Genomic DNA, 13,596 nt, shown 5'->3' with positions numbered 1-13,596 from the left:
TCCTAACACTCATACCGAGGGAGAGATCGCCACGAACTTGCTGCGAGACAAGGGTGGCGAACTGTACGCAGGTTCGCAGACCGGTTAGTTAGGATCCCGGCAGGCATAAGCCTCCTGCGCACAGCCCGCCATAACGCAGACATGAAAATGCCGCTTGCGCGGCGCTGTGCGCCTAACTAAACGGGCTGCGAAACCCATATCGCTGAATTTGCAGCGACATTGAGAATGTAGGCACGGTCATTGGCGCACACAACATTCTCCCACGCCTAAATCACGTAGGAAAAGTAAGTTCATTTTGAAAGCTATTTCTGTTCATTACGAGACGCCGACAAGCCATAGGTGAGAAGGGAAAACCTCCCACCTATCCACTCGAAAACGACGACATCCGCCGGGACAAAAATCGGAGAAAGTCCTCACCCCACCCTCTCCCCCACCAACCGCTCCAAACTGATCTCCCGCATCCGAAACTTCTGCACCTTCCCCGTCACCGTCATCGGAAACGCCTCCACAAACAGGAAATGCCTCGGCACCTTGAAGTGCGCAATCTTGCCCTTGCAGAACACCTTCAACTCTTCTTCATCAGCGTCATGCCCCGGATGACACTTCACCCACGCCACAATCTCCTCCCCATACCGCTCATCCGGGATCCCGATCACCTGCACATCCGCCACCGCCGGATGCCGGAACAGAAACTCCTCGATCTCCCGCGGATACACGTTCTCGCCGCCGCGAATGATCATGTCCTTGTTGCGCCCGACGATGCTCACGTACCCCGCCTCGTCCATCACTGCCAAATCACCGGTGTGCATCCAGCGCGCGCCGTCGAGGGCTTCGGCGGTGGCTTCGGGGTTGTTCCAGTAGCCGAGCATCACGCTGTAGCCACGGGTGCACAGTTCACCGATCTCCCCGCGCGGCACGATGCGCCCGGCCTCGTCGATGATCTTGCTCTCCAGGTGCGGCTGGGTGCGGCCGACGCTGGCCACTCGGCGTTCCAGGTCGTCATCCGCAGCGGTCTGGGTGGAGACCGGGCTGGTCTCGGTCATGCCGTAGGCAATCTGTACCTCGGCCATGTGCATCTCGCCGATCACCCGTTTCATCACTTCGATCGGGCAGGTGGCGCCGGCCATGATGCCGGTGCGCAGGGTGGACAGGTCGAACTCGGCGCGGTGCGGGTGATCCAGTTCGGCGATGAACATGGTCGGTACGCCGTAGAGCACCGTGGCGCGCTCTTCGGCCACCGCTTGCAGGGCGGTCAGCGGGTCGAAGGCATCGCTCGGGTAGATCAGGGTGCTGCCGTGGGTCAGGCAGCCGAGGTTGCCCATCACCATGCCGAAGCAGTGGTACAGCGGCACCGGGATCACCAGGCGGTCGTGTTCGGTCAGGCCCAGGCTTTCGCCGACGAAGTAGCCGTTATTGAGGATGTTGTAGTGGCTGAGGGTCGCGCCCTTAGGGAAGCCGGTGGTGCCGGAGGTGTACTGGATGTTGATCGGTTCGTCGAACTGCAATTGGGCACTGCAGGCGCGCAATTGCTCGGCGCTCACCGCCTCGGCCCGTTCCAGCAACTCGGCCCAGCCGAGCATGCCGGCGGCCGGGGTGCGGCCCAGGCTGATGACGCCGCGCAGTTCCGGCAGCAGGTGGCTGTGCAAGTGGCCCAGGGTGCTGTCGGCCAGTTCCGGTAGCAGTTCGCCGAGCATGGCGTGGTAGTCGCTGGTCTTGAACGCGTCGGCGCAGATCAGCCAGCGGCAGCCGGCGTGCTTGAGCGCGTACTCCAGTTCGCTGACGCGGTAGGCCGGGTTGATGTTGACCAGGATGACGCCGACCTTGGCGCTGGCGAACTGGGTGATGCACCACTCGGCGCAGTTCGGCGCCCAGATGCCGAGGCGCTCGCCCGGTTGCATGCCGATGGCCAGCAGCGCGCGGGCGCAGCGGTCGACCTGTTCGGCCAGTTGCGCCCAGCTGTAGCGCAGGTGTTGGTGACGGACCACCAGCGCTTCGCGCTCGGCGTAGCGCGCGACGGTCTGGTCGAAGGCGGCGCCGATGGTCATGGCGAGCAATGGTTTGTCCTGCGGGCCACGGGTGTAGCTGGGTAACGTCATGGTGTCCCCTCGATCTTGTAGTTGTAGGCCGGCCTGGCGGAGAGGCCTGTCGGCGACTGCCAACCAGTGAAGTACAAAACCGTGAAGGGCGCGAAATCCACCCTCGAAATCCAGAGGACAGCCGCAGTAAAAAGATTACCCAACGGTAATGGGGACGGTCACCGAAACGTTACGCAATAGTGGCATAATGCGCGCCGCCCACGGGTCCACGGAACACATCGGTCAAACATCCATGAAACACAATTCAGCACAGTCCGGTTTCACCCTGGTGGAACTGATGGTCACCGTCGTCGTGGTCGCCATCCTGGCCGCCGTCGCTCTGCCGGCCTATAGCAGCTATATCAGCAAGAGCAGTCTCAAGGCAGCCCAGGCCGACCTGGTTGCTCTGAGCCTGAACCTGGAAAATACCTACCAGAAGCAACTGGTCTATCCGACCGCCACCGCTAGCGGCGTCACTCAGATCCAGTGCGTGCTGACCGGCAGCGCATCGTCCTGCACCACCAATCCGTCGTCGGGGTGGAAACCCAGCCAGCAGGACAAATTCACCTACTCGCTGACCTCAACAGCCACCACCTATACCGTGACCGCGACCGGCATCAACGGCGACCTGAGCAATTGCACGATTACGCTGGGCCAAGCCACCGGCAAACCCACCACCAACTCCTCGTGCTCTTACAATTAAAGGTAACCCGTTGTAATGCGCAGCCGTGGCTTCACCCTGATCGAATTGATGATCACCATCGCCCTGTTCGGTCTCATCTTGTTAGTCGGTGTGCCGTTGACCCAATCCTGGACCAACAGCAGCTACCAGCGCGATACCGCCGGCCTGCTCAAGCAGGGGATCAGTCGCGCCAAGGCGACGGCCCTGCGCAACCAGGGCGCCGTGCAGGACACCGCTCCCGCTGCCGTGCTGTGCCGCTCCGGGCCAAATCTCATGCTCTTCCGTCTCAATGCCGGGCAATCCATCGACTGCACCACGGCCAACACACCGGTCTGGACCAGCACGATCCCGGCCGCCGCCGGAATCAAGGTCGGCGGTATCGACATGACCTGCGTGGCCTTCAGCAACCGTGGCCTGGCGGTCAGCGGCAGCCCGTGCACCACCGGCACGCTGCAGGTCACCGCAGGTAGCGAGAGTTCAGTCGATGTTCCGCTCATATAAGCTGCCGGCGCGCCAGCGCGGCGATGTCCTGCTCGAGTCGCTGATCGGCATCCTGCTGATGTCGATCATCGGCCTGGGTATCACCTACGCCTCATCGCGAGCGGCAGTCAGCCAGCGCGACATGAAGCTGCAGAACATCGTGGTCAACCAGATGCGCAGCCTGCTGGAGCAGAACGGTGCGCTGCTGTGTTCAAGCAAGGCCGCGCTGCTGGTGGTATCCATTCCCACCCAGACTGACACCGTGCCGATCACTGCGACCTGTACCAGCGCGCCGGCCATGACCGTCGGCACCAGCACGATCACCGGCGGCACGCCGCAAAGCTCGGTGGTGCTCACCACCCGTTCCCAGGACAGCGCCCTGTTTGGCGGCATCATCCGGGTCGGAGACGAGTCGTGAACCGCGAGCCGCGCGGCTTCACGCTGATCAGCCTATTGATCGGCACGACCATTTCCCTGATCAGCATCCTGGCCATGCTCTCGCTGTACAAAAACGTGGTCTACAACTCGCTGACCTCGATCCAGAGCTCCCGGCAGGACGGCCAGGTGGCCTCAGCGCTGATCACCGCCCAGCGCGAGCTGATGAACGCCGGTTTCTGGAGCGGGAGCGCCACGGCGCGGGCCACTTCCGATATCGACAACAACTTCATCCTGCTGTCCGGTGCCCTGCTGAGCAACGGCACCCTGAGCGGTAGCGCCACCGCCCAGACCAGTTTCCCCACCTTGACCAGCTCTGCGCCGAACGGTATCAGCGGCAATGCGATCGTCTGGTCCTACCAGACCAGTGCGACCGCCACCGCCAGTTGTGCAGGGTTGCTGATCAGCAATGGCGCGTTGCTCAGCCTCAAGGCAGCGACCAGTTGCACCCAGGCCTCGACGCAGTGGAACAACACCACCTGGACCAGCACCCCACTGATCGAAACCGGCCAGGGCAGTGCCTCGTTGTCGGTCGGCTTCGCCACCTGCTGGCCCTATGGCCGCACCACCGACACCACCAATAGCGCCTATCGCCTGCAAGTCAGCCTGAGCGCCAACAACAGCACGCTCGACCCCAACAGCACCGATCCCCAGCCCGCCTATGTCAAAAGCAAGGCCACGGCGTGCCTGATCAACTTCGAAAAACCCACTTCCTGACCGAGCGTCCGATGCCCGCACCTGCGTTTTACAGATCGATGCGCGCCTCGCAACGCGGCATGGCCGCGACGCTGATGATCCTGTTCGTCGGCATGGCTGTGAGCGTGACGGCGCTGAGCATGATGTACGGCATCGGCGGTGCTCAGCAGCAGCAGATGGCCGCTCACGCGACTTCGCCAGCCGAGTCGCGGGTGTGGAGCGGCGTGGAATGGGTGCGCCTGTATCTGCAGGGGCAAATGACCCAGGACAGCACCCTGGCCAACATCACCGTGGGCAACCTGCCCATCAGCGCCACCGGTCTCAGCGTGCAGATCGCCTCCAAGGTCCCCAGCGGCAGCAGCACCCTGGTCACCACGACCATCACCGCGACCAACAACCTGGCCACCAATACCCTGCAAGTGGTCTACGTGCTGACGCCAGCCAGCACCACGGCACCGGCAACCAGCGCCGCCCCCCTTCCGGCCCTGCAGTTCAACGGCGACTTCAACTACAGCGGCGGCAGCCTGTCGATCACCAACGGCACGGCCCTGGCGAACATTGTCGTTAACGGCGTGCTGACCATCTCCAATGGCGCCAAGGCCTATGTCTCCGGCTGTGCAAAAGCGGGTATCAACCTCAGTGGCGGCGGCATCGCGGACAACTCGACGCTCAATACCGAGGGGACTTTTTCCATGAGTTCCAGCAGCGCGCCGGTCAACCTGACGGTGGGCGCCAAGTCGATCAACATCACTCAGTCCGGCGGCAGCTACGTGTCGATCCAGGCCGGAGCGTTCCGGGCCAACGTGCTGTCGGGCGGATCGACCATCGGCACCGCCCTGGTAGGCGGCACGAAGAACACCGACAACACGATCACCGCCGCCAGCACCGGCACCGCGTTGATCACCCTGACTTCCGGCGCGGTCTACACCCTGGACCTGAGCAAGGCCACACAATCGGCCGGGGCCCTGAGCACCAGCGGCGCGCAACTGATCTCCGGCACCGGCACCCTGCCTGCCAGCATCTCGCTGAGCTACAACTCGGTCTACGGCGGCGACATCAACTTCCTCACTGGCACCGTCGGTACGTTCTGGGGCAACACCATGGCGCTGAGCGGCTACAGCGCCACCTACAACACACTCAAGGCCAACAGTGACGTCTCGATCATCACCGCCAACGTCGGCAAGTTTCAGGGCGGCGGCAACCTCAGCGTGACGCAATGGAACACACCGACGTTCAGCACCGCCAGCCAGATCGCTGGCAAAGTGCTCAACCAGGACGGAACGCCCTATACCGGCAACACCATCGCCAACCTGACCCCGAACATCGCCGGCTCCTCCCCCGGCCTGCCGGGCGTGCCGTACTGCAACGTCAGCGCCACAACGGTGGATGTCACGCCGCTGAAAAGCCAGGCCAACTACGTGTTCTCGTTCTCCGGGAACACGCCGATGCTGACCATCCAGAACGTCAAGACCGCGGCTGGCACCACAGTGTCCGCCGGCCCCTACAACCTGGCGACCACCGACCTGCGCACCCTGCTGGGCGCCAACTTCATGATCTGCAATTACGGCAACAGCACCTGCGGCAACGGTGCCACACCGAGCGGCGGCTGGAACCTGACCGGCATCACCGCGTTTCCACCCGGGGTGTTGTGGTTCGACGGCAGTGTCACCTTCAACGGCGTGCAGAACATGAGCCGCCTGACCAACACCGTGCTGACTACCGGTAACGTGACCCTGACCAGCAGCGGCATGGTGCCGCTGTACTCGCCGAACTTCTCCGGTTACTCGAACCTGTGCACCGGCTCGTTCTACCCGACCAACCTATGCAACAAGAGCGCTTCGCCACCGGGCCTGGCGACCTGGACCGACTCATCCAACGTCAGCCACAGTGGCCTGCCGATCGGCAACATCGCGATCGAGGCGAACGGCGGGTTGTCCACCAGTGGCTGGACGCTCTACGGCAACGTCATCCTCGGTGGTCTGGTCAACACCTCGGGTGCCACCACCAACATCAAGGGCTCGCTCACCACCGGCAACAACGGCTCAAGCACGACCACCATTTCCCAGGGCGGCATCGCCATCGATGTATCGGGGGTGACCACCGACCAGAGCATCACCAACCCGCCGACGACCAGCACGGGCAGCACGAGCGGCAGTGGCAGCTCGACCCAGGCGACGACCAGGGTGCGGTGGGTGCGGGCCTACTGAGGACAAGGCAGCCCGTTCCTTTATGTCGGTAAAAATTGACAATTACCGACATAAAGGAACAGGCTCCTGTTATGAAAAACGCACATCAGCAGATTCTCGATCTAGCCGCCCGTAACGGCCTCATCCGCTCGCGAGATGCCGTTGTGCAAGGGCTCCCCCGCGTAGCCTTGACTCGACTGGTCCGGCAGGGCCTGTTGCAACGAATAAGTCACGGCCTCTATGCGCTGCCACAGCATGAAATTTCCGAGCACGTTGCACTGGCCGAGGCGGCCAGCAGATGCCCGGCAGGAGTAATCTGCCTGCTTTCTGCCTTGAGAGTGCATGGACTCACCACTCAGGCCCCTTTCGAAGTCTGGCTGGCCATTCCAAACAAGACTCGCGCTCCGAAACCCGACTACCCCCCGATACGTATAGTCCGCTTCTCGGAAGCGGCGCTCAACGAAGGTCTTGAAAACCACGATATCGATGGTGTGACCATACGAGTGACCAACGTCGCTCGTACGGTCGTTGACTGCTTCAAGTTTCGTAACAAGATTGGGCTGGATGTAGCGCTGGAAGCCCTGTCTGATGCCTGGCACTCCAAACGTACGAACATGGACGAGCTATGGCGTTACGCCACTCTCTGTCGGGTGGCCAACGTGATGCGTCCCTACATGGAAAGCCTGGCGACTTCGTACTTGAAGGGGATTTCGGCGTGATTTGTGTAACGACCGATAGGGTTGAACCCATCGCAGCTCGAGTTTGATTTCCTGCACAGGACTTAAGTGACTTGCAGTGCGACGGCGAACTCGCGCCGTCGGCTTACCCGCCGCTTTCAACAACCGCGCATCAACCCCGCCACAACGTCTTGCCAAAGAACGTCAGCGTGCGATCCCAAGCCAATTGCGACCAGACCGGGTCGAACTGGGTACCGGCGATGCGGCCACTGCCCACTGCCGTTTCGTTGGCGAAAGCGTGGTGCGCCAGGTAGCGGTGGAACGTGGCATCAACGCCCGCTTCATGCAGCTTGGCTTCCAGGGCATCGACGGTTTCGATGGCGAAGAACAGGTCCTGGGTGCCCCAGTGGCCAAGCAGTGGCGCCTTGATCGCCGAGGCGTCGAGGTATTCCAGTGGTGGGAAGCCGTACCAGACCACACCGGCGGTCAGTTCCAGGATCGCGTTCAGCGACAGCAGGGTCAGCGCGCCGCCCATGCAGAAGCCGGTGATGCCGATGTTCTTCGTGTAGCCGCCGAGGTACTGCACCGCCCCACGGATGTCCTGGGCGACCGCTTCGGCGAAGTCGAGTTTGCTCATCAGGTGATGGGCTTCTTCCTCTTCCACCGTGGACTCGCCACGGTACAGGTCCGGCACCAACGCCAGGTAGCCGCTGGCGGCCAGGCGATCGGCCACGCCACGGATCTGGTCGTTGAGGCCCCACCACTCCTGGATGACCACGATGGCCGGAGCACCTTCCAGTTTGGCCGGGCGGGCCAGGTAGCCGCTGACCTCACGGCCATCCGGACGTTTGAAGCTGACCAGGTTGTTTGCTTGGGACATGGGCTCGTCACCTCGAATCGGATTGAATGGAATCGGATCCGATTAAAGCCTCATGCCCAGGCCTTGGCGAGCGCTATTTGAACGTCGGCAAGGCCTCACTTCACCCACTCACTTCAATTCGAATACCAGGCAAGGATTGCCATTGAACCGCCCTTCGAACACCGGCGTCGCCTTTTCCAACGAGGTGCCTGCCAACAGCGCCTGCGCCTTGCGCGACAGGATTACCCAGGCCGGGCGTGGCAACGAGTCCAGGCGGGCGGCGTCCTTCCCGGCAACGAACAGCGGTTTCTCGTCGTGGTCCAGGTTCATCATGTAGCGCACTGCCCAGGTGTCCTGTCCCATATCGAGGAACACCAGCGGCCCAGGATTCACCGCACGCAGGCGCTCCACCGGCTCGACAAACCCCCGCGTGTCGAACTCCAGGTCCTGGGCCGGCTCCACCACCTTGACCAGCAGCAGCCACTGGGTCGCCAGGGCGATCAGGCTCAGCAGCACCAGACGCCGCCCCAGCTCGCCGGATGGCTTCAACCAGAGATTGGCGGCGATCACCTGCAAGACCACCAACGCGCCGACCAACAACGGCAACGACACCTGCGGCCAGAACCCATGCTTGAGCCAGGTGTGGCGCAAGACGAACACCACGATAATCCCGAGCCCCGGCAGCAACGCCACGAGTCCGCTGTAGAAACGCCGCACACCCACCAGCCAACCTTGTGCATGCAGCAGCCCATAGGCCGCCACCGCCGCGAACATCGGCACCATCGGCAAGATGTAGTAGGCACGTTTGAAGTGCGGTACCGACAATCCCAACAGGATCATCAAGCCACAGGCACCGAGCCGCAGAACCAGTTGCACCTCACTGTCACGATCACGCAGCGACCACTTGTGGCGCAACGCGATCAACGTCGCCAGCGCCAGTGGCACCACCGGGAAGTAGCGGTAGAGACTGAGCTGGAAGTAGAAGTAGAACGGCTCGCCACTTTCGCCCAGGCGACCGCCAATCTGCATGGTGTAGACCTGTTTGGCGAAATCCTCACCACCACTCAGACGCGCCAGGCTTATCAACGCCCACCAGCCGGCAGCCAGCAACAGCAGACCGACCAAGCCGTAACCCAGCACCCTGCGCACTATTTGCAGCGTCTCGGCCCGCGAGCGGGCAACGCCCATGGCCCAGTAGACACAGGCCACGCCACAGACTTCGATCAACCCCAACGGCCCGCGAATGACAAACCCCAGTGCGAACAGGGGAAACACCGCATATTGCCGCAGCTTCGACCCCAGACGCTCGCCCGTGTGCAGCAGATAGAAACAGGCCAGGCACAACAACGACGTCATCTGATCCAGGCACACCGAACGGGACTTTTCGAGCAGTTGCGTCGTCAGTGCGGTCAGCAGCACGGTCAGCAACGCCCAGGTGCGGCTCGACGGTGCCAGCAGCCGATAGATCATTGCCAGCACGCCCGCCGAGGCCAGCGCTGTCGGCAGGATATTGGCCAGGTGGTTCGGCGCCCCCAGCAACCGGGCGAACAGGTAACTCAGAAACGTCGCGGTTCCCGGGTAATCGGGATAGGGCTCGCCGTAGGTCGTGGCAAAAAAGCCCGGGCCGTGGCGGAACATTTCCTCAAGGAACAGCCACCAGCGGCCATCGAAACCCTGGGCGGTCTGATCCCAGATACCCAGCGTGAAGAGCAACAGCGCAAGCAGGAAGATAGACAGGGACTGCCTGCCAAGGTGTTTTTCGTTGACCATCGTTCTACGACTCGAAACAGGTTGGGCGGGCAAACCTGCATGGTGTCGTTCAGAGCACTGAATATTTCCTGAACGAATGGGAAAAACCGATCGACTGAGAGAGTTTCCCGACAAGCGCGCAGGCACCGCAACCGCGTATTTGCCCGACCTGCCTCGCCTTTTCTGGCCGGGATAAGGCTCGATCAGGAGCACGCCGTGTTGTTCCTGCCTCCCGCCACCCTCTATAGTCCCAGGTCAGTCCAAGGTAGGAGCCTACGCCGTGCACTCCCGAAACCCGTCCCGTCACCCCGTCCTGCGCAACCTGACCCTCGCCCTCTCGCTGGCGCTCTGCAGCGTCCCCAGTCACGCCAAGCCCGCCATGCCCGACGCCCCGGAGATCGGCTCTGGGTATCGCAGCGGCATGCTCACCCAGCACGCGACCCGGCACATGGCCGCCGCCGCCAACCCGCTGGCCGCCGAAGCTGGACGAGAGATGCTGCGCCAGGGCGGTTCCGCCGTGGATGCGGCGATCGCGATGCAGGCGGTGCTGACCCTGGTCGAACCGCAAGCCACCGGCATCGGCGGCGGCGCTTTCATCATGGTCTGGGATGGCAAACAGGTGCATGCCTACGACGGTCGCGAAACCGCCCCGGCCGGCGCCAGCGAAAAGCTGTTCCTGAACGCCGACGGCACCCCGATAGCCTTCACCCAGGCGCAGATCGGCGGCCGCTCGGTCGGTACGCCCGGAGTGATGCACGCCCTGGAGCTGGCCCACCGCAGCAACGGCCGGCTACCCTGGGCCAAGCTGTTCGAGCCGGCGATCCGCCTGGCCGAGCAGGGTTTTCCGATTTCGCCACGCTTGCACAAACAGATTGCCGCCAGCCCGTTTCTGCCGAAATCGCCGGCCATGGCCGCCTACTTCCTCGAACCTGACGGTCGCCCCAAAGCGGTCGGCACGCTGTTGAAAAACCCGGCACTGGCCGCCGTGCTCAAGCGCATCGCCAACGAAGGCAGCGACGCGCTGTATAAAGGTAGCATCGCCCGGGAAATCGTCGCCGCCGTCAATGGCAGCGCCAACCCCGGCAGCCTGTCGCTGGCCGACCTGCTGGGCTACCAGGCCAAGGAACGTACGCCGATCTGCTCCGACTACAAGCAATGGAAGCTCTGCGGCATGCCGCCACCCTCCTCCGGTGCGATCGCCATCGCGCAGATATTCGGCACCCTGCAGGCGCTGGAAGCGCGCAACAAACACTGGGCACTCCCGGCGCTGCCGCCGCTCAAGACCACGACGGCCGCCGGCCTGGAACCACGCCCGGAGGCCGTGCACCTGATCGCCGAGGCCGAGCGGCTGGCCTATGCCGACCGCGGCCTGTACGTGGCCGACAGTGATTTTGTGCCGGTGCCGGTAGCCGGCCTGATCGACCCGGCATACCAGGCCGAACGCGCCCGACTGATCAGCGAACGCAGCCTGGGCAAGGCCGAACCCGGCGTACCGGCCGGCCTGCAGGTCGCCCTCGCCCCCGACCGCTCGCCGATGCGTATCTCCACTTCGCAGATCGTCGCGGTGGACGACCAGGGCAGCGCGGTGTCCATGACCACCACGGTGGAAAGCTCGTTCGGTTCACACTTGATGGTCGAGGGTTTCATGCTCAACAACCAGCTGACCGACTTTTCCTTTATCCCCAGCGAAAACGGCAAACCGGTGGCCAACCGCGTCGAGCCGGGCAAACGCCCACGCTCGTCGATGGCACCGACCCTGGTGTTCGACCGCCAGAACGGCGAGTTCCTCGGTACCGTCGGCTCACCGGGCGGCTCGCAGATCATCGAGTACGTGGCCAAGACCCTGGTTGGCCTATTGGACTGGAACCTCGACCCGCAGGCGGCGATCAACCTGCCCAACTTCGGCAGCCGCAACGGCCCGACCGAGCTGGAGCCCGGCTTGTTTTCCGCACCGACCATCGACACGCTGAAGCAGCAGGGGCATGAGATCAACGAACTGGAAATGACCAGCGGCACCCAGGCGATCATGCGGGTGCGCGATGCGCAGGGCCGCATGTCGTGGGCCGGAGGTGCCGATCCCCGGCGCGAAGGCGAAGCCCTCGGCGACTGATCGGCAAGGGCGGTGGCGAGTCTGCTCGCCACCGCTGCCGGGCAAGCCCAGCCGGATAACAGTCATTCACAATTTATTAAGATCTTCCCCCGTATAGTGCTGGGTTACTGTGAAGCCCCAGGGCTGAATTTCCTCTTGCCGGTATTTCCATGCGAACGATACGTCCCGTTATCTTGCTGTGCCTGCTTGGCTGTCTCGTCTTCTTCTTTGCCCTCGGCAACCATGAGTTACAGGGCTCCACCGAGTCCCGGGTGGCCGGGATCGCCATGGAAATGCAGCTGAACGGCGACTGGATCACTCCCCGTCTACTGGGCGATGCGTTTCTGGAGAAACCGCCGCTGAGCCTCTGGCTCGATGCCACCGCCATCAAGCTGGTGGGTGCCACGCCACTGGCCGTGCGCCTGGCCTCGGCATTCGCCGGGCTGTTCACGGTGCTCGCCCTTTACGGTTTCATGCGCAGGATCGGCCGACCGACCCTGCTGGCCTGGACCGCCGCCGCCCTGCTGATGACCATGGCCAGCTACCTGGGCAACGCACGCCAGGTCGGTGAGGACGCCATCCTCAGCCTCGGTGTGTCCCTGGCGCTGTTCGCTTTCTTCCACGCCAACGAGCAACGCAGGCGACAAGCCGCCACCTTGGGTGGCTGGCTGGTGTTCGCCGTGGGGATCGCCATTGCGACCCTGACCAAGGGCGTACTGGGACTGGCGCTGCCGGGGATCGTGATTTTCTTCTACCTGCTCAGCGAGAGCCTGATCGACAAGCGCTTGAGCGTCGGCAACTGGCTACGCCCGGCGCTGTTCACCCTGGTCGGACTGATCCCGCTGCTGATCTGGCTGAAACTGCTGTACGGACAGGGCGGTTCGGATGCGGTCAGGGAAGTGCTCTGGGCCAACAGCGTGGGTCGCTTCAGCGGCTCCTTCACCGCCGCCGGTCACTACGAGCCTTTCTACTATTACTTCACCAAGTTGCCGGAGGCCTTTCTGCCCTGGAACCTGCTGGTGTACCTGGGGCTCTGGCACCTGCGCAAGGAACTGGCACGCAAGCGCCACCTGCTGTTAGCCAGCATCTGGCTCCTCGCCCAGTTCACCCTGCTGACACTGGCTTCGAGCAAACGCATGGTCTACATGGTGTCGATGGCACCGGCTGCCGCCATCATCGCCGCCGAATACAGCGTCGTGCTGCTCGACTGGCTGCGTCGGCGATCCGCCACGTCGACGTTCAGCCGCCAACTGGTCGAGCGTCGTCGCCCCCTGGCCGCCACGTTGTTGGCGGTGGTCGTCTGTGGTTACCTGGTAGCCGCCTGGCGCGCGCCGTTGGCCGACCGCAACACTTCGTTCAAGCCGGTAACCGACCAAATCATCGCGCTACAGACCAGCGGCAAGCAGGTCGCGCTGTATCAGCCGGACGAACGCCTGGCCTCGACGGTGTTCTACACCCAGCGCCAACAACAGGTGGTGCAAACCCCGGAGCAGCTGGATACCTTCCTGCGCGCCTCATCGGACAATGTCGCCGTCGTCCAGAACCAGGAGCCCGACGCTTCACACACGATCCTGGCGACCGTCACCATCGGCGGCAAACGCACCTACTACTTCTACACTCGCTGAGCCCCCGGCTTCGGGCATAAAAAAACGGCGCTCCAGGAGCGCC

11 protein-coding genes are annotated in these 13,596 nt (G+C 63.0%); 8 read left to right on the top strand and 3 right to left on the bottom strand.

The window, feature by feature from the left end:
• Positions 1 to 413 precede the first annotated feature (413 nt).
• Positions 414 to 2,096, bottom strand: coding sequence for an AMP-binding protein (locus tag BLU37_RS11055; protein WP_090204779.1), 1,683 nt, complete (start codon positions 2,094 to 2,096; stop codon positions 414 to 416).
• A gap of 232 nt (positions 2,097 to 2,328) precedes the next feature.
• Here BLU37_RS11055 and BLU37_RS11050 point away from each other — a divergent pair, with 232 nt between their 5' ends.
• The 6 genes from BLU37_RS11050 (at position 2,329) to BLU37_RS11025 (ending at position 7,273) form a co-directional block, all read left to right on the top strand.
• Positions 2,329 to 2,778, top strand: coding sequence for a type IV pilin protein (locus tag BLU37_RS11050; protein WP_090204776.1), 450 nt, complete (start codon positions 2,329 to 2,331; stop codon positions 2,776 to 2,778).
• A 15-nt stretch (positions 2,779 to 2,793) separates the two neighbouring features.
• The gene (locus BLU37_RS11045; RefSeq protein WP_090204773.1) at positions 2,794 to 3,258 is read left to right on the top strand and encodes a pilus assembly FimT family protein; all 465 of its coding nucleotides are present in this window, start codon (positions 2,794 to 2,796) and stop codon (positions 3,256 to 3,258) included.
• Positions 3,242 to 3,655 carry a type IV pilus modification PilV family protein gene (locus BLU37_RS11040; protein ID WP_010449426.1) on the top strand — a complete coding sequence of 138 codons (414 nt, stop codon included), beginning with the start codon at positions 3,242 to 3,244 and terminating at the stop codon, positions 3,653 to 3,655. Before BLU37_RS11045 ends, BLU37_RS11040 begins: the two co-directional genes overlap by 17 nt.
• Positions 3,652 to 4,389: a PilW family protein gene (locus BLU37_RS11035; RefSeq protein WP_090204770.1), complete on the top strand. Its 738-nt coding sequence runs from the start codon at positions 3,652 to 3,654 to the stop codon at positions 4,387 to 4,389. Before BLU37_RS11040 ends, BLU37_RS11035 begins: the two co-directional genes overlap by 4 nt.
• The gene (locus BLU37_RS11030; RefSeq protein ID WP_232000494.1) at positions 4,356 to 6,575 is read left to right on the top strand and encodes a beta strand repeat-containing protein; all 2,220 of its coding nucleotides are present in this window, start codon (positions 4,356 to 4,358) and stop codon (positions 6,573 to 6,575) included. The genes BLU37_RS11035 and BLU37_RS11030 overlap by 34 nt, the downstream gene beginning before the upstream one ends.
• 71 nt (positions 6,576 to 6,646) lie before the next feature.
• Positions 6,647 to 7,273 (top strand): type IV toxin-antitoxin system AbiEi family antitoxin domain-containing protein, encoded by a 627-nt coding sequence (locus BLU37_RS11025; RefSeq protein ID WP_090204765.1) that lies wholly within the window; start codon positions 6,647 to 6,649, stop codon positions 7,271 to 7,273.
• Between the two features lie 130 nt (positions 7,274 to 7,403).
• Here BLU37_RS11025 and BLU37_RS11020 read toward each other — a convergent pair whose 3' ends face one another.
• Positions 7,404 to 8,111 (bottom strand): dienelactone hydrolase family protein, encoded by a 708-nt coding sequence (locus BLU37_RS11020; protein ID WP_090204762.1) that lies wholly within the window; start codon positions 8,109 to 8,111, stop codon positions 7,404 to 7,406.
• A gap of 108 nt (positions 8,112 to 8,219) precedes the next feature.
• Positions 8,220 to 9,860, bottom strand: coding sequence for a glycosyltransferase family 39 protein (locus BLU37_RS11015; protein WP_090204759.1), 1,641 nt, complete (start codon positions 9,858 to 9,860; stop codon positions 8,220 to 8,222).
• A gap of 259 nt (positions 9,861 to 10,119) precedes the next feature.
• Between BLU37_RS11015 and ggt the strand changes: the two genes are divergently transcribed.
• The gene (gene ggt / locus BLU37_RS11010; RefSeq protein ID WP_090204756.1) at positions 10,120 to 11,949 is read left to right on the top strand and encodes a gamma-glutamyltransferase; all 1,830 of its coding nucleotides are present in this window, start codon (positions 10,120 to 10,122) and stop codon (positions 11,947 to 11,949) included.
• 149 nt (positions 11,950 to 12,098) lie between these two features.
• Positions 12,099 to 13,553: an ArnT family glycosyltransferase gene (locus tag BLU37_RS11005; protein ID WP_090204753.1), complete on the top strand. Its 1,455-nt coding sequence runs from the start codon at positions 12,099 to 12,101 to the stop codon at positions 13,551 to 13,553.
• Positions 13,554 to 13,596 lie beyond the last annotated feature (43 nt).

It is taken from the genome of Pseudomonas asplenii, assembly GCF_900105475.1.
Classification (GTDB): domain Bacteria; phylum Pseudomonadota; class Gammaproteobacteria; order Pseudomonadales; family Pseudomonadaceae; genus Aquipseudomonas; species Aquipseudomonas asplenii.
Note: the sequence above shows the minus strand (reverse complement) of the source record. Positions and strands in the feature narration are given on the sequence as shown.